The organism is Pectobacterium sp. F1-1, from assembly GCF_025643735.1.
GTDB classification, from domain to species: domain Bacteria; phylum Pseudomonadota; class Gammaproteobacteria; order Enterobacterales; family Enterobacteriaceae; genus Pectobacterium; species Pectobacterium colocasium.
In genome coordinates, this window is the sequence record NZ_CP104733.1 from 1,905,957 (window position 1) to 1,921,918 (window position 15,962).

Annotated in this window: 15 protein-coding genes; 10 read left to right on the top strand and 5 right to left on the bottom strand. The window is 51.5% G+C overall.

Features of this window, described 5'->3' with window-relative positions:
• The first annotated feature begins 671 nt into the window (after positions 1-671).
• From NAL19_RS08395 to yeiB, 3 genes are all read left to right on the top strand, one after another.
• Positions 672-2,354, top strand: a complete 1,683-nt coding sequence (locus tag NAL19_RS08395; RefSeq protein ID WP_263059405.1) for a methyl-accepting chemotaxis protein — start codon at positions 672-674, stop codon at positions 2,352-2,354.
• 328 nt (positions 2,355-2,682) lie between these two features.
• The gene (gene folE / locus NAL19_RS08400) at positions 2,683-3,345 is read left to right on the top strand and encodes a GTP cyclohydrolase I FolE (protein WP_005967317.1); all 663 of its coding nucleotides are present in this window, start codon (positions 2,683-2,685) and stop codon (positions 3,343-3,345) included.
• A 138-nt stretch (positions 3,346-3,483) separates the two neighbouring features.
• Complete coding sequence (gene yeiB / locus NAL19_RS08405) at positions 3,484-4,671, top strand: DUF418 domain-containing protein YeiB (protein WP_263059406.1); 1,188 nt, start codon at positions 3,484-3,486, stop codon at positions 4,669-4,671.
• A gap of 9 nt (positions 4,672-4,680) precedes the next feature.
• Here the strand turns inward: yeiB and sanA are convergent, their stop codons facing one another.
• Both sanA and rimO read right to left on the bottom strand, forming a co-directional pair.
• Positions 4,681-5,460: an outer membrane permeability protein SanA gene (gene sanA, locus NAL19_RS08410; RefSeq protein ID WP_263059407.1), complete on the bottom strand. Its 780-nt coding sequence runs from the start codon at positions 5,458-5,460 to the stop codon at positions 4,681-4,683.
• A gap of 225 nt (positions 5,461-5,685) precedes the next feature.
• On the bottom strand, positions 5,686-6,999 hold the full coding sequence (gene rimO / locus NAL19_RS08415; protein ID WP_263059408.1) for a 30S ribosomal protein S12 methylthiotransferase RimO: 1,314 nt from the start codon (positions 6,997-6,999) through the stop codon (positions 5,686-5,688).
• A 156-nt stretch (positions 7,000-7,155) separates the two neighbouring features.
• Here rimO and NAL19_RS08420 point away from each other — a divergent pair, with 156 nt between their 5' ends.
• The 3 genes from NAL19_RS08420 (at position 7,156) to NAL19_RS08430 (ending at position 9,420) form a co-directional block, all read left to right on the top strand.
• A complete protein-coding gene (locus tag NAL19_RS08420; RefSeq protein ID WP_263059409.1) occupies positions 7,156-7,464 on the top strand; it encodes a hypothetical protein in 309 nt (102 codons plus the stop codon).
• Positions 7,461-8,114: a zeta toxin family protein gene (locus NAL19_RS08425; protein ID WP_263059410.1), complete on the top strand. Its 654-nt coding sequence runs from the start codon at positions 7,461-7,463 to the stop codon at positions 8,112-8,114. The genes NAL19_RS08420 and NAL19_RS08425 overlap by 4 nt, the downstream gene beginning before the upstream one ends.
• A 139-nt stretch (positions 8,115-8,253) precedes the next feature.
• Positions 8,254-9,420, top strand: a complete 1,167-nt coding sequence (locus NAL19_RS08430) for a PQQ-dependent sugar dehydrogenase (protein ID WP_263059411.1) — start codon at positions 8,254-8,256, stop codon at positions 9,418-9,420.
• A 31-nt stretch (positions 9,421-9,451) separates the two neighbouring features.
• On the opposite strand, the gene NAL19_RS08435 is transcribed toward NAL19_RS08430, so the two are convergent.
• Positions 9,452-10,069 (bottom strand): glutathione S-transferase family protein, encoded by a 618-nt coding sequence (locus NAL19_RS08435; RefSeq protein WP_263059412.1) that lies wholly within the window; start codon positions 10,067-10,069, stop codon positions 9,452-9,454.
• Between the two features lie 144 nt (positions 10,070-10,213).
• Between NAL19_RS08435 and NAL19_RS08440 the strand changes: the two genes are divergently transcribed.
• From NAL19_RS08440 to NAL19_RS08455, 4 genes are all read left to right on the top strand, one after another.
• Positions 10,214-11,059 carry a MetQ/NlpA family ABC transporter substrate-binding protein gene (locus tag NAL19_RS08440; RefSeq protein ID WP_263059413.1) on the top strand — a complete coding sequence of 282 codons (846 nt, stop codon included), beginning with the start codon at positions 10,214-10,216 and terminating at the stop codon, positions 11,057-11,059.
• A gap of 82 nt (positions 11,060-11,141) precedes the next feature.
• On the top strand, positions 11,142-12,158 hold the full coding sequence (locus tag NAL19_RS08445) for a methionine ABC transporter ATP-binding protein (RefSeq protein WP_225087809.1): 1,017 nt from the start codon (positions 11,142-11,144) through the stop codon (positions 12,156-12,158).
• Positions 12,151-12,810 (top strand): methionine ABC transporter permease, encoded by a 660-nt coding sequence (locus NAL19_RS08450; RefSeq protein WP_180777004.1) that lies wholly within the window; start codon positions 12,151-12,153, stop codon positions 12,808-12,810. The genes NAL19_RS08445 and NAL19_RS08450 overlap by 8 nt, the downstream gene beginning before the upstream one ends.
• A gap of 281 nt (positions 12,811-13,091) precedes the next feature.
• Positions 13,092-14,297 carry a serine hydrolase gene (locus tag NAL19_RS08455; RefSeq protein ID WP_263059414.1) on the top strand — a complete coding sequence of 402 codons (1,206 nt, stop codon included), beginning with the start codon at positions 13,092-13,094 and terminating at the stop codon, positions 14,295-14,297.
• Here the strand turns inward: NAL19_RS08455 and deoR are convergent.
• Together deoR and deoC are read right to left on the bottom strand one after the other, a co-directional pair.
• Entirely contained in the window at positions 14,294-15,067 is a 774-nt protein-coding gene (deoR, locus tag NAL19_RS08460; protein ID WP_225087812.1) for a DNA-binding transcriptional repressor DeoR, read from the bottom strand. The two genes, NAL19_RS08455 and deoR, sit on opposite strands and share 4 nt — an antisense overlap.
• Positions 15,068-15,098: 31 nt before the next feature.
• On the bottom strand, positions 15,099-15,767 hold the full coding sequence (gene deoC, locus NAL19_RS08465) for a deoxyribose-phosphate aldolase (protein ID WP_263059415.1): 669 nt from the start codon (positions 15,765-15,767) through the stop codon (positions 15,099-15,101).
• Positions 15,768-15,962 lie beyond the last annotated feature (195 nt).

A 15,962-nucleotide genomic window follows, 5' to 3' on the forward strand; every position in this document is an offset into this window, starting at 1 on the left:
GAACTGGTGTTTGATTATTCATTTTTTGTGAAGTGTAGCGACAAGCTGCGCGTTTCGCAACTGGCTTAGGCCACATTGATGTGAACGTTACGTAAACCCGACGTGATGAAATGTGCGCTGAATGATGAAAATGACGGGCGTAATTATCATCAGAATTAATATTTTGGCTTAGAAAGAGATAAAACGATCACGACCTGAATTAATAGCTCCACAATCAAATTTATAACGAGTAGGGGCATATTTTTCTGAGAATAAGACCAGAATGGAAAATAAGAATAATCACAGGAAAATAAACCTGTATTTTACCCTCGCACAATAGTAAAGCAGGAAGTAAATATATAATTAAAATAAATAGTTAAATGTATAAATAAATTATCGTATCAAAGCAATAGACAAAAGCTATCACAATATATTGTTTTGATCGCATTTACTAATGAAATGACGTAAAGTGCCTGCCAGAAGTGCCGATAATGTTAATGTATGGTAGGAATATCTTATCATTATTGTAAGGAAGTGTATCTTTTGGTTATTAAAGGAAAATAATTCTAACTAATGAGAGCATCTGCTTTTCATTAAATGACGTAACACCAGGCGTATTTCCAATTAAAAATGTGCAGCTATGTTGCAGAAAGCGCAGAGGAAAGTCGCCAGATAATTTATAGGAGTCTTCTGTGAATTTTTTTAAAAATATTACCATCAGGGCAATGCTTTTAACAATATTGGGTCTGTTTCTGGTTGTATGGGGAGGCGCGTCTTTCTTTACTACCACCTCATTAAGCAGCATGACCAAGTTATTAGAATCCGGTGAAACTCAACGTAAAAACGTAGCGATGCTGGCAAAAGGCAATGACCAATATTTTCGTACGGTTACTCGTGTCGTTCGCTCGATGGATTTCCAGCAAACGGGTGATGTCGCTGATGCGGAAAAAGTATTCACGTCTGCCACTGCGGCATTTAAAATCACGTCAGATCAACTGGCTGCTTTTAAAGCCGTTGAGCACGTCGGCGTTGATAAAGCAACCGTAGATAATATGATCGCCGCGTGGACCCAGCTACTGGATAACGGGTTGACGCCGATGCTGAATGCTGCGCGTGAGAATCGTCAGGAGGAGTTCCGTCAGCTTTTCCGTAAAACCTACCCGCCGTTGAGCGTGGCATTCGGCGCTAATATGGAGAAATACCAGACGGCGCTCCTTTCCTCGTCACAGGCGTCAATGAGCGAGGTCTATGGGCTGGCTAACTGGAGTAATCATATACTGTTGGGCGCGGCCATTCTTGGATTGCTCATCCTGCTGTTGACGGATCGCTATCTGGTTCACTACCTGGTTAAGCCGTTGAATATAATCAAAGGGTATTTTCAGTTGCTGGCTGCCGGGCAACTTAACCACCCGATTGACGAGTTTGGTCGTAACTGTGCCGGGCAGTTGATTCCTTATCTGAAAGAGATGCAGTGCAGTCTGGTTAATACGGTGTCCATTATCCGCGACAGCTCTGCCTCCATTCATCAGGGTTCCAGTGAAATCAAAAGCGGCAATAACGATTTGTCCGCACGTACCGAGCAGCAGGCTGCGGCACTGGAACAAACGGCCGCCAGTATGGAAGAGCTGAGTGCGACGGTGAAACAGAATGCTGATAACGTTCATCAGGCCACCAAGCTGGCGCAGGATGCTTCCGTTGCGGCGAAGAAAGGGGGCGACGTCACGGCAGATGTGATGGCGACGATGGCAAGCATTACGACCAGCTCGAAGAAAATTGCTGATATCACCAGCGTGATTAACGGCATTGCCTTCCAGACCAACATTCTGGCGTTGAACGCGGCAGTGGAAGCAGCCAGAGCCGGTGAACAAGGGCGTGGTTTTGCAGTGGTGGCGGGTGAAGTGCGTAATCTGGCGCAGCGCAGTGCTCAGGCGGCGAAAGAAATTGAAAGCCTGATTACGGAATCGGTTGAACGTATCAACACGGGGTCAAATCAGGTTACGCAAACTGGCGAAGCGATGGATTCCATCATTTCTGCCATCACCCGGGTGAACGACCTGATGGGGGAAATCGCATCGGCATCGGATGAGCAAAGCCGCGGTATTACTCAGATTGGTCAGGCGGTGACTGAGATGGATGGCGTGACACAGCAGAACGCCGCGCTGGTACAGGAGTCTGCCGCTGCCGCTGCATCGCTGGAAGATCAGGCTCGCCAGTTGACTGAGGCTGTATCGGTATTCCAGCTGTCGGCCGCAGAGGCGCATCGTCGCCCTCAGCAGCGTCTGGCAGAGAAAGCGCCAGCGGTGGAGAAGCCGATGTTATTAGCGGCCGCAGGTGGTAGAAAAGGCAATGCTAACGACAACTGGGAAACCTTCTGATAGCCCTACGACACGCGGCGTCAGCGCGCTGACGCCTGCAAAAATCAGATGATTTATCGCTAAAAGCACTGGGATTTTCCCGGTGCTTTTTTTGTTTATCAATGGAACATTGATGGCGGAATCGTGGTCTTCCTGTGCACAAGATTTCACCCCCCGTTACGGCACAGTGGTACACCCACTGCGGGTGATAACCTGAATCTATTTCAACAATCATGACGTACAATCACTGGATAATCGTAACTCTCTCAACTAGAGTGTTGACGGCGCTAAGGTCTGATCAAGGCCGTGATAGTGCGATAGGCATAGTTACACCTGCAGGAGAATAATAATGTCATCACTAAGTAAAGAAGCCGTTATGGTGCACGAAGCACTACTGGCACGCGGCCTGGAAACGCCGCTGCGCGGGGCGCTGTTGGATCGGGATACGCGTAAGCAACGTATTGCCGAGCATATGACGGAAATTATGAATTTGCTGAGTCTCGATCTGAGCGATGACAGTCTGGCTGAAACACCGACTCGTATCGCCAAAATGTACGTTGATGAAATATTCTCCGGCCTGGACTACGCCAATTTCCCCAAAATCACCATCATTGAAAACAAAATGAAGGTCGATGAAATGGTTACCGTGCGCGATATCACGCTGACCAGCACCTGCGAACACCATTTCGTGACGATCGATGGGAAAGCGACGGTGGCGTATATTCCGAAAGATGGCGTCATTGGGTTGTCGAAGCTCAACCGTATCGTCCAGTTTTTCTCTCAGCGCCCGCAAGTGCAGGAGCGCTTAACGCAGCAGATTCTCGTCGCGCTGCAAACGTTATTGGGAACCAATAACGTTGCCGTTTCGATCGATGCGGTGCATTACTGCGTGAAGGCGCGCGGTATTCGTGATGCGACCAGCGCCACAACCACGACATCGCTCGGCGGGCTGTTTAAATCCAGCCAGAACACGCGTCAGGAATTCCTGCGCGCGGTTCGCCACCACAATTAAGCCCGCTCTGATTGGTGATGATGAAGGAATTCCCTCTCGTCATCGCCACATCGGCTATCGTCAAATCAGCAAGCATCTTCGCTTTTTCCCTTTCTGTGCATACAATCGCTACTTCGATGATTTGAACATGTAATTTGTATGCCTTCTCACACTGTACCATCACCTCATTTGCCACTTTCGCGGCCACCTTCACGGATAGCTACGCTGGATTTCGCGCGCGGCGTCGCCATCCTGGGTATTTTACTGCTGAATATTACGGCGTTTGGTTTACCGCATGCGGCATACCTTAACCCAGCCTGGCAAGGAGACCCCACGTTGTCCGATGCCTTAACGTGGGCGGCGATGGATCTGCTGGCGCAAGCAAAATTCCTGACACTGTTTTCTCTCCTTTTTGGTGCGGGGCTACAGCTATTGCTGCCGCGAGGGAAACGCTGGGTACATGCGCGTCTGTTCTGGCTGATGATCATCGGGCTAATTCATGCCATTTTTCTGTGGGATGGTGACATTTTGCTCGACTATGCGCTGATAGGGTTGGTGTGTTACGGCATGATTCGCCATGCAGAAAGCAGCCAGTTGCTCATGCGCACGGGGGCGGTTCTGTATCTGGTGGGAATCGGCGTGCTGTTTGTACTGAGTCAGATTCTGAGCCTGCAACCGGGGCGATTCTGGCTACCAGGTATGGCGGATGTCACCTACGAGGCTTATTGGCGGGCGTTAGGTGGGCCGGAAGCGTGGAGTAATCGCGTCGATCTGCTTACGGAAAGCCTGTTGTCGCTGGGCGTGCAGTACGGCTGGCTGCTGGCGGGATCGATGCTATTAGGCGCCGGGTTGATGCGCAGCGGCTGGCTGAAAGGGGAATTTAGCACGGCGCACTATCGTAAGGTGGCACTGTGGTTGATTCCACTGGGCGTGGCGATTAACAGTATCGGCGTGGTGGGGCAGTGGCTGGTGGACTGGGAATATCGCTGGAGCGGGCTGTTATTGCAAATTCCGCGCGAGCTGAGTTCACCCTTGCAGGCGATAGGTTATCTGGCGTTGTGCTACGGTTTTTGGGGCACGCTGTGCCAATGGCGCATCACGTACTGGATTACGGATGTTGGGCGCATGGCATTAACCAACTATTTGCTACAAACGCTGATTTGTGTGCTGCTGTTTAACCAGCTCGGTCTGTTTATGGCTTTCAGCCGCCTGCAATTGTTGGCGCTGGTTCCCATTATCTGGATCGCCAATCTGGTCTTTTCTCACTACTGGCTGCGCTATTTCCGTCAGGGACCGTTGGAATGGCTATGGCGCAAACTCACCCATGCGATAGGGAAAACCGAGTAGAACAAGCCCCTAAGGTGCGGCGTGCTCGTTCTGCGGTTTGGATTCGGGCTCGGTTCTCGCTGGTTGGTCAGGTTTAGCCTGATGAACGGGCGAGGGCAGCACCTGCTCCGGCAGAACGGCAGGATAATCCGGGGCATCTTCTGGAATGGTATGTTCTGCGGGAATCGGCACCTGCGGCCCTAAAAAGCGCGGTTCGCGTTTGAGGATATACAGATCGAACAGCGCACCCAAACGAGCGCCAAACTCACGAACCCGCACGGTCATCATATTTTTGGGCGAAGGCACGGCGTAACACTGCGCCTGAATCCCGAGGTGCAGCGCAATGAATAGCGCGCGTTCGCAGTGGAAACGTTGGGTGATGATGGTGAAATCGTTGGTATCAAACACCTTGCGTGTTCTGACGATGGAATCCAGCGTTCGGAACCCCGCATAGTCCAGCACGATATCCGAAGGTGGAACGCCCGCGGCGATCAAATCGCGACGCATTGTCATCGGTTCATTGTAGCTTTGCAGCGCGTTATCACCGCTGAGAAGCAGATAGCTGACTTTACCGCTGTTGTAAGCGTTAATCGTCCCTTGCATACGGAACAGATAATATTGGTTGATCACGCCGGTGCGGTAGTATTTCGCCGTCCCCAATACGACGCCAACCTGACGCTTTGGCAAGGTCTGAAGTTCATCGTAAATAAATGGCGCAGTTTTCCAACTGATCCAACGATCGAGGGCAAAAGCAGAGAGCAGCAGCACGCCAATGAGGGCTAACAAACCGAATGTCAGGCGTTTCCACATGCTTATGCCTCGGGCAAGGCTAGTCGACTAATCATGCCTCAAGGCTACTTTACCTGACAGGGTGACGCAAGACGAAGGCGAGGAACGGGCTGTCTATTGATTGAATTTTCAGCGTTAAGGTGAAAGGGCGTGAAAGTAAAACGCCAGCCTTTCGGGCAGAAAAGCTGGCGTGATGGGCATACAGGTCTCGCTCCTAACCGATCGGCATGAAGCGTGATGGGCGTGTTAAATCCGGCTACCCCACAGATCGTATTCATCGGCGTGTTCGACTTTGACCTTAACGATATCGCCGACTTTCACGCCAGTTTCTCCGTTCAGGTAAACCGCGCCGTCGATTTCAGGAGCGTCGGCCATGCTGCGGCCAATCGCGCCTTCTTCGTCGATTTCATCGATCAACACCAGCACTTCACGGCCAATTTTATCCTGCAAACGCTGGGTAGAAATGGCCTGCTGAAGCTGCATGAAACGATGATAGCGCTCTTCCTTGATCTCTTCCGGCACCGGATCCGGCAATGCGTTGGCGGCTGCGCCTTCGACCGGGCTGAATTTAAAACAGCCCACGCGGTCGAGTTTGGCTTCTTTCAGGAAGTCGAGCAGCATTTGGAAATCTTCTTCCGTCTCGCCAGGGAAACCGACAATGAAGGTAGAACGCAGCGTTAAATCTGGGCAGATTTCGCGCCAGCGCTTAATACGCTCCAGCGTTCTTTCTACTGCGCCGGGGCGCTTCATCAGTTTGAGAATTTTCGGGCTGGCGTGCTGGAGCGGGATATCCAGATAAGGCAGGATTTTGCCTTCCGCCATTAATGGAATCACATCGTCTACGTGAGGGTAAGGGTAGACATAGTGCAGGCGCACCCACACACCGAGAGACGCCAGTTGCTCACACAGGCTGACCATGCTGGTCTTGACCGGCTGCCCGTTCCAGAATCCGGTACGCTGCTTCACATCTGCGCCGTACGCCGAGGTATCCTGAGAAATCACCAGCAGCTCTTTTACGCCGGCATCCACCAGACGTTTCGCTTCATCCAGCACCGAGCCGATCGGGCGGCTATCCAAATCGCCACGCATGGAAGGGATGATGCAGAATGTACAGCGGTGGTTACAGCCTTCTGAAATTTTCAGATACGCGTAATGGCGCGGCGTGAGTTTCACGCCCTGCTCGGGAACCAGGCTGGTAAACGGGTTGTGCGTTGGTTTAGGGACATATTGATGCACGTGCGACAGCACCTGCTCGTAGCTGTGCGGGCCGGTAATTTCCAGCACTTTTGGATGCACTTCGCGTATTTGATTTTCTTTGGCACCCAGACAGCCTGTGACGATAACTTTACCGTTCTCATTCAGCGCTTCGCCGATGGCTTCCAGCGACTCTTGTACGGCGCTGTCAATAAAACCACAGGTATTGACGATCACCAGTTCAGCGTCGTCATAGCGCGGGACGACCTGATAACCTTCAGTACGCAGTTCGGTCAGAATCCTCTCGGAGTCGACGAGGTTTTTCGGGCAGCCGAGGGAAACAAAGCCGATACGTGGTTGTTGCATATTATTCGCTCACAAAATAAACAGAAAATAAAAACCGGAGGATTCTACACCATAGTTGATTATCCTTATAGTCAGTGGTGTAAAACTCAGCATTTTATCGCCGTAGTGGTGATGGTTTTTGTGGAAGGCGCTTCGCAAAGAAGGGCTAAATAGTAAATGCACGCAGAACGTTATGGTATACTTTTTCATCATTACCATGATTCAGGAGGCATGATGGTGCAGCGAATTAAAATCGTGCGGAAGCATCAACGTAAAAGCAAAATTGATGATAATCGGACCTTAATGCAGATCGGTGCCCGTGCCTCAAAGCAGGCGATCAAAGAAGCGTTGGATTCCGGTGTATCAATCGTTTATATCAAAGATGGCTGGCTGGTCAGTCAAGCACCTGATGGTACGCTCTCAGAAATTAAACCCGTGGACGGTCAACCGCCAATTAAGCTTAGGGAGCTGCTTTGCCGAGCTTGAGACTGGTTGCAGGCCCGAATGGATCGGGCAAAACGACGTTGACTAAAGAATTGCGAGAAACCTACGCCGTTCCTTTGGGGCAGTACCTTAACCCCGATGATATTGCAAAACATATTGATCTCCCTGCGTTGCTGGGGGAAGTGGTCGATAAAGCACTGTTGTCCGATGAATCAGCCGCTAGGCTGGCACAGAGAATTTCCTTAGGTTTGAGAGAGGACTGGATTCGCGATCGGCTTTCTTTTACCTATGAGTCCGTGATGAGTCACAAAAGTCATCTCGATTTTGTAAAAGCGGCAAGAGAAAGCGGTTATAAACCCTATCTTTATTATGTCTGTACGTCAGATCCAGAACTCAACGATGAGCGAATCACTCAGCGTGTTGCATTAGGCGGGCATAGTGTGCCGAAGGATAAGGTCTTCGGGCGTTATCAGCGTAGCTTGGTGTATCTCTCTGAGATGATCCGGCTCTGCCATCGTGCTTATTTTTTCGATAATTCAACGACGACGCTGACGTTTCTTGGTGAGGTTACACCGGATGGCTTTCTTGATATCGTCGAGGAATCGTTTGATAACGTGCAGCCTATGTGGTTGTACAAAAATGTGATGACGTCGTGGGATGAAAACAAAATCAGGATGATTCAGCCGAGATAACCCAATTTATCATGTCCGCCGCTTCAGCTACTGGTTTCTTTGAATTTCTTCAATAAATGTAAACCTTGCCCCGTTTTTTTGCACAAACATTGCCCGCAGCCTAAATTTACAGGACTTTTTGTTGGATGGAGACAACGCTATGTCCTATTGCCCGATGCCTCGCAATTCTGCTTCACACACCCGGTTACGACGATTTTCTGCTGCGCCACATTGGCTGCTGCTCAGTGCGACACTGCTGTTTTCCAGCCAGCTAGTAGCGGCGGAACCGAAGGTAACGGAATTGCAGGATAAGCTGGATCACCCGTGGTCATTAGCTTTTTTACCGGAGAATCAGGGGATTCTGATTACAGAACGTGCCGGGAATTTACGCTTATGGAAAGCGGGCAGTGCGTTGTCTGCCCCGATAGCGGGCGTGCCGAAGGTCTTCGCTAAATCACAGGGCGGATTGCTGGAAGTCGCGCTATCGCCGGACTTTGCGCAGAATCGACGCATCTACCTGAGCTTTGCCGAAGAGGGGGGCGAGGGTAAAGCGGGAACCGCGGTCGGCTACGGTAAACTGTCCGAGGATAATAAGCGGTTAGAGAATTTCACGGTCTTCTTCCGTCAGGAACCGAAGCTGTCGACGGGTAACCACTTCGGCGGCAAGCTGGCGTTTGATCGACAAGGGCATCTGTTTATCGCACTGGGCGAAAACAACGAACGCCCGACCGCACAGGATCTGGATAAACTACAAGGCAAGATTGTTCGCCTGACGGCGGAGGGGAAAGTACCGCCCGATAACCCGTTTGTGAACACGCCTAACGCACGGCCGGAAATCTGGTCCTACGGACACCGTAATCCGCAGGGGTTGGCGATTAATCCGTGGTCTGGCGTACTGTGGGAAAATGAACATGGCCCGAAAGGCGGCGATGAAATCAATATCCCCAAAGCCGGTGAGAATTATGGCTGGCCGATTGCGACCCACGGTATTAACTATTCCGGGTTAAAGATTCCAGAAGCGAAAGGAAAAGAGATTGCAGGGATGGCGAACCCGGATTTCTATTGGGAAAAATCACCGGGCATCAGCGGAATGGCTTTCTACAACAGCGATCGTTTCCCGCAGTGGAAAAATTCGGTTTTTATCGGCGCACTGGCAGAGAAGAACCTGATTCGTCTAACGCTTGATGGCGACAAAGTCGTTTCACAAGAGCGCTTGCTGAGCAACCGCGATGAACGCATTCGCGACGTAAGGCTGGGGCCTGACGGTTACCTCTATTTGCTGACCGATCACGACAATGGCAAATTGCTGAAAGTCGGACTGGAGTAAGAAATCAGGCACTTTGCGGTGCCTGTTTTACTTAAGACAGAGGAATCATGACGTGCTTCTGATACGCCGGGCGCTCGGTGAGTTGCTGATACCAGCGTTCCAGATGCGGGTGCGACTGCTGCTCAATCGGCATATTCAGCCAGCCGTAAACAATACAGCCTAGTGGAATATCGCCAACGCCAAACTGTTCACCGGATAGCCACGGCTGATTAGCCATAACCGTATCGACAATATCGAACAGGCGTTCGCATTCGGTGATGCCTTTCTGTACTAACGCCATATCGCGTTTTTCCGGTGCGACGCGCACCATATTGATGAACACTGGCCCGAAATAAACGGCGAGGGCGCTGGCCCAGTCCATCCATTTTTCAGCACTGGCGCGTTTGCCGGGATCCGCGAGATACAGCGAATCCTGGCCATACTGCGCCGCCAGATAACGAACGATGGTGTTGGACTCCCACAGCACCAGGTCGCCGTCCCGCAAACAGGGGATGAGGCCATTCGGGTTCATCGCCAGATAATCGGCTTCATGGTTAAGGCCGAATTGCCCACCCGCCGCAATATGCTGATAAGGCAGCGCCAATTCTTCCGCGCACCACAGGACTTTCTTTACGTTGGTCGAATTATCACGACCCCAAATCGTTATCATACCTGCCCCTCTTTCTTCGTGAAGCTTGCCCCGGTCATCCGCGACAGCCGATGAGAAATAATGATATGCCTTTTTATTCTTTATGATTTAACTTGTCATTCTTAATAATGACAGCAAGTTACATTCAGACAGGAAAGTTACACAATGAAATTGACGCATTCTGTTCGCGCCGTGTTGGGCATCACATTGCTGACTGCTGGTATGCAACTGGCGATGGCCAGCAGCGATCCTCAGACGATCACATTTGGCGTGGCACCAGGGCCGTATGGCGACATGGTGAATCTGGCCATCAAACCTGAGCTGGTGAAAAAAGGCTACAAGGTCGTCGTGCGTGAATTCAGCGATTACGTTCAGCCTAATCTGGCGCTGGCCAACGGTAGTATTGATGCCAACCTCTTCCAGCATACGCTGTATCTGGAAAAATTCGCCGCCGATAAAGGGTTAAAAATTTCCCCGCTGATTACCGTTCCGACAGCCAGCATGGGCTTCTACTCGAAGAAAATCAAATCGCTGGATGAGCTGAAAAAAGGAGATGTCGTCACGCTTTCTAACGACGCCACCAATCTGGCGCGTGGCCTGCGTTTCCTGCAATCGCTGGGGCTGATTACGATTAAGTCGGATATCGATCCGACGAAGGCTTCCGAGAAGGATATTCTTGAAAATCCGCGCGGGTTGGTCTTCAAACCGATGGAAGCGGCGCAACTGCCCCGCACGCTGGATAGCGTGACGGCATCGTTGGTGAACGGTAATTTCGCGCTGGCGTCTGGTCTGAAACTGTCATCAGCCATTAAGCTGGAAACGCTGGATGAGAACCTGAAGAACGTTATTGCCGTGCGCACCGACGATCTCGATAAACCCTTTGTTAAAGATACTAAGGCGATTGTGGAATCACCCGCTTATGCCGCGGTGATCAACGATCCGGCGTTGATGTATAGCCAGTTCCAGAAACCTGAGTGGATGCAGGCAAAAACGCCAGCGCCCGCACAGTAAGCGTCAGGCTTACACAGAATACCATTTGGCCGGTCTATGACCGGCTTTCTTCTTGTGCGCTCAGGCCAGGAGTTTGCGGATAATGATTCAGTTAGAAGGGGTAAGCGTTGACTTCTCTCACGGGAAGCAGCCAGAAAACCGCGCGGTAGACGATGTGTCGCTGCACATCCAGCGCGGGGAAGTTTACGGCATTGTTGGCACCAGCGGTGCGGGAAAAAGTACGCTGCTGCGAACCATCAATCTCTTGCAGCGGCCGACGTCAGGCCGTGTGCGCGTCAATGGCGTGCTCATCAGCGAGCTGTCAGGACATCCTCTGCGGGAACAGCGGCAAAAAATCGGCATGATCTTTCAGCATTTCAATCTGATGCAGACGCGTACCGTGGCGGAAAACGTGGCATTTAGCTTGAAAGCCGCCGGGAAATCCAACGCGGATATCGCGACGCGCGTGCCGGAAATTCTGAATCTGGTGGGGCTGGCAGATAAAGCATCGTCTTATCCGGCACAGCTCAGCGGTGGTCAGAAACAGCGCGTAGGCATTGCCCGAGCGATTGCCAACGATCCCGAAGTCTTGTTGTGCGATGAGCCTACGTCGGCGCTCGATCTGGAAACTTCCGCTGCCATTCTGGCGCTGTTGAAAGAGATTAACGACAAACTGGGCATCACCATCGTGCTGATTTCTCATGAAATGAGCGTGATTAAGGCCGTTTGCGATCGGGTGGCGGTGATGACGGGCGGTCGGGTTGTGGAAGAAGGCGATGTTTTTGATATTTTCGCGACGCCGCAACACGCGTTCACGCGTCAACTTGTGTCCCACACGCTCGATTTGGCGCTGCCGCCGCGCTTGCTGAAGGATTTGCAGGGCACATTATTGAAGATTCTGTTCGTCGGCGAATCGGCGGAGCAACCTGTGCTGTCGGATGTCGCGACGCGCTTTGGCGTGTCCGTCAATATCCTGCACGGTAAGATCGAATACATCGGCAATCGTGCGCTAGGCATCCTCGTGGCGCTATTGACCCATCCATCCAACCCCGTAAAAGTGACGGAAGCGGTGGAGCATATTCAGGTAAGGACGGCGAACGTGGAGGTGCTGCATGGCTGATTTATGGATCGATCTGGTCGCGGCGTTCGGTGAAACGTTCCAGATGGTGGGAATTTCTACGCTGCTTGCCGTCATCGGCGGTTTACCGCTGGGGCTGCTGATTTATGTCACGGACAGGAATCTGTTCTGGCAAAATCGTGCCGTCTATCTGTTTGGCACCGTGCTGGTGAATATTATCCGCTCAATTCCCTTCGTGATTCTGCTGGTCTTGCTGTTACCGCTCACGCAGTTTCTCTTGGGGAATACGATTGGCCCAGTGGCGGCGGCGGTGCCCATGTCGGTGGCAGCCATCGCATTCTATGCGCGTCTGGTGGATAGCGCACTGCGTGAAATTGACCCCGGCATTGTGGAGGCGGCCGAAGCATTTGGCGCCAGCCCGATGCGTATTATTGGCACGGTGCTACTGCCAGAAGCGAAAGCAGGATTATTGCGCGGCCTCACGATTACGCTGGTGAGCCTCATCGGCTATTCGGCGATGGCGGGTATTGTCGGTGGCGGTGGCGTGGGGGATCTGGCGATCCGCTTCGGCTATTACCGCTATGAAACCGAGGTGATGGTGATCACCGTGGTTGCACTGGTTATTCTGGTGCAGGTGGTACAGACGCTGGGTGACTGGCTGTCAAAGCGTGCAGATAAGCGCGAACGCCGTTAAGGGTTTTCCATGCACTGGCACGGGGGTTGGATTGCCATGTTCCTCGTGCCATCCGTTATGTCCTCTGATTACCTGATACCTACATTTTCAGATATTCCTTATTTTTCCTAAGTCCTTTTTTTATCAGCATTTTTTGAGACGCTTTCATTTCTTTGACTATCTTTACAGAAGGAACGGTTTTCATCCCAGAGATGACGCGTTACCTTTATGTGTTACTAAAGTTTTCAAAACATATTGAAAATTAAGAATTTTTAACGACTGATGGACATTGCGGCGAACTCATGAAAACAACCCCTTTCCTGACCAGACTCACGTCTTTCTCTGTAGGTACGGTATTGCTTGTTGGTTTGGTGCCCTTCACCTATGCGGAACAGCTGCCTGCGGTGCCGCAGATCGAAGCCAAAGCCTTTATTCTGATGGATTATCATAGCGGCAAAGTGCTGGCGGAGAGCAATGCCGATGAGCGCCTTGACCCTGCCAGCCTGACAAAAATTATGGCGAGCTATGTCATTGGTCAGGCTATTAAATCCGGTAAAATTAGTCCGACTGATGAAGTGACCGTCGGCAAAGATGCCTGGGCAACCGGCAATCCAGCGCTGCGTGGTTCGTCGCTGATGTTCCTTAAGCCGGGTGACCGTATTCCCGTTTCTGAGCTAAATAAAGGCATTGTCATTCAGTCCGGTAACGATGCCAGCATTGCGCTGGCGGATTACGTCGCGGGCAGTCAGGATGCGTTTGTCAGCCTGATGAACAATTATGTGAAGGCGCTTAACCTGACGAATACGCACTTCCTCACCGTGCACGGGCTTGATGCCGCAGGGCAGTATAGCACTGCACGTGATATGGCGCTGTTAGGGCAGGCGCTGATCCGCGACGTGCCGGAAGAGTATGCGTTGCATAAGGAAAAAGAGTTCACCTTCAATAATATCCGCCAGCCTAACCGCAACCGCCTGTTGTGGAGCACGAATCTGAATGTGGACGGCGTGAAAACCGGCCATACCAACGGTGCGGGGCATAATCTGGTGGCCTCGGCAACGGAAGGCAATATGCGCCTGATCTCCGTGGTGCTGGGTGCGCAAACCGATGCCATCCGTTTCCGTGAAAGCGAAAAGCTGCTTACGTGGGGCTTCCGTTTTTTTGAAACGGTAACGCCTATTAAGGCGGATTCCCCCTTTACCACGCAGCGGGTTTGGTTTGGCACTGAGACAGAAGCGCGACTTGGCGTCGCACAGGATGCCGCGCTGACCATCCCGAAAGGGCAAATGAAGAACCTGAAAGCCAGCTTTACGCTCAATCAGCCGCAGCTTTCCGCGCCGCTGACCAAAAATCAGGTTGTCGGCACCATTGATTTTCAGCTGGATGGTAAAAGCATCGGTCAGCGTGAACTGGTGGCGATGGATGATATCCCCGAGGCCGGTTTCTTTAGCCGCCTCTGGGATACGGTAATGATGAAGATGCAGCAGTGGTTCGGCGGGTTATTCGGTTAATTCCCCGCGTGGATTAACTGAATGCCGTTGTTGGCGAAGTAACGTAGGTATGGTTCGCCCGGTGCGCTGTCGGAAATGACCGTATCAAACAGCGTGATCGGGCCGATACAGGCGCGCTTGATCTGGCCGAATTTGCTGCTGTCTGCCACGATAATGATGCGCTGTGCGGTTGCCATGGCGCGTTGCTTCATACCCAGCTCGGCAAAATTAAAACAGGTCGCGCCTGCGTTAAGTTCGATACCCGCCGCAGAAATAAACGCTTTATTCGGGCAGATGTTGTCCAGCTCGCTGCGCTGGTTGAGCGGAGTGAAAATCGCGTTATCGGGATGGTATTCCCCACCGCACAAAATCACTCTGCACGCCTTTTTTTCCTGTAGTGCTAAAAAGGTATTCAGGGAATAGCAAATCGCGGTAAAAGGCAGTTCATCAGGAATGGCATCAATGATGAAGGGGATAGTGGTGCCGCAGTCGAAAAAAACGGTATCGTTTGCTTCCACGAGATGCGCAGCCGCCGCACCGATAGCCTGCTTTTCTCTGACCTGTTTGGTCTGCTGGTCGGAGACGAAATAGTTTGTGACGCCGTTATTCTTCAGGTCGCTCACGACGTAGCCGCCGAGCAGTATGACGCAGCTGGAATCTGCGTTCAGATCGCGGCGAACGGTCATCTCGGACACGCCGAGTAGCTGTGCGGCGTCCTTCAGATGGAGTTTATCGGTTTTCTTTAATGCCTGAGCCAGTCTGCCGATTCGTTCGTCGCGCCGCGTTTCCATAAAATTCCCAGCTCGTAAGCTATTTTTGTTGTTAGTAGTTTCCTGCTGCGCCGGCTTCGCCTGAAACGATAGCGACGCCTGAGCTGGTACCGATGCGTGTGGCGCCTGCTTCAATCATACGCTGTGCCGTTTGGCGATCGCGAACCGCGCCAGATGCTTTGACACCCATCTCGCTGCCGACGGTGTTACGCATCAGTCGAACGTGTTCTTCGCGTGCACCGCCGGTGCTGAAACCGGTAGACGTTTTGACGAACGCGACATCCAACTGACGACACATTTCACACACCAGTACAATCTGTTCGTCATCAAGCAGACAGGTTTCCAATATTACCTTCAACGGTATAGCGGCGCAAACCTCGCGCACGGCCTGAATATCCGCTTTGACGGCGTCAATCTTCCCGCTTTTCAGCCAGCCGACGTTAATTACCATGTCGATTTCCTGAGCACCGGCATCAATTGCCGCTTTGGCTTCAAAAGCCTTGCTGGCCGTCAGGCCTGCACCGAGAGGGAAACCGATAACAGAGCACACCTGAACGTCAGTGCCTGTCAGCTTTTCGGCGACTAAGGGAACGTAGCCTGAATTCACACAAACAGCATAAAAACGGTGTGCTATCGCTTCCTCGCACAGCGTGATGATTTGCTGTTCGGTAGCATTGGCGGCCAGCAGTGTGTGGTCGATATAGCGTGCGTAGTCAGTCATGGTAAATCCTTGATGATATCGATAAGAGAGCGTGATTATGACACTCAATGATTTTAATGTCACAAAAATAACAATAAAATTAATTTTTGTTATTTAAATAACATCTCATGAAATGAATGTGATTACCGATGGATGACAATCAAGAAATAGGAAAGAGAGTGGATAGCGCAAGGTAGAAAAGAAAACGCCCATCAT

Coding starts and splice junctions, on each gene's coding strand:
- folE (WP_005967317.1), top strand. CDS start 2,683: ATGTCATCACTAAGTAAAGAAGCCGTTATGGTGCACGAAGCACTACTG.
- yeiB (WP_263059406.1), top strand. CDS start 3,484: ATGCCTTCTCACACTGTACCATCACCTCATTTGCCACTTTCGCGGCCA.
- sanA (WP_263059407.1), bottom strand. CDS start 5,460: ATGTGGAAACGCCTGACATTCGGTTTGTTAGCCCTCATTGGCGTGCTG.
- rimO (WP_263059408.1), bottom strand. CDS start 6,999: ATGCAACAACCACGTATCGGCTTTGTTTCCCTCGGCTGCCCGAAAAAC.
- NAL19_RS08420 (WP_263059409.1), top strand. CDS start 7,156: ATGCACGCAGAACGTTATGGTATACTTTTTCATCATTACCATGATTCA.
- NAL19_RS08430 (WP_263059411.1), top strand. CDS start 8,254: ATGTCCTATTGCCCGATGCCTCGCAATTCTGCTTCACACACCCGGTTA.
- NAL19_RS08435 (WP_263059412.1), bottom strand. CDS start 10,069: ATGATAACGATTTGGGGTCGTGATAATTCGACCAACGTAAAGAAAGTC.
- NAL19_RS08440 (WP_263059413.1), top strand. CDS start 10,214: ATGAAATTGACGCATTCTGTTCGCGCCGTGTTGGGCATCACATTGCTG.
- NAL19_RS08445 (WP_225087809.1), top strand. CDS start 11,142: ATGATTCAGTTAGAAGGGGTAAGCGTTGACTTCTCTCACGGGAAGCAG.
- NAL19_RS08450 (WP_180777004.1), top strand. CDS start 12,151: ATGGCTGATTTATGGATCGATCTGGTCGCGGCGTTCGGTGAAACGTTC.
- NAL19_RS08455 (WP_263059414.1), top strand. CDS start 13,092: ATGAAAACAACCCCTTTCCTGACCAGACTCACGTCTTTCTCTGTAGGT.
- deoR (WP_225087812.1), bottom strand. CDS start 15,067: ATGGAAACGCGGCGCGACGAACGAATCGGCAGACTGGCTCAGGCATTA.
- deoC (WP_263059415.1), bottom strand. CDS start 15,767: ATGACTGACTACGCACGCTATATCGACCACACACTGCTGGCCGCCAAT.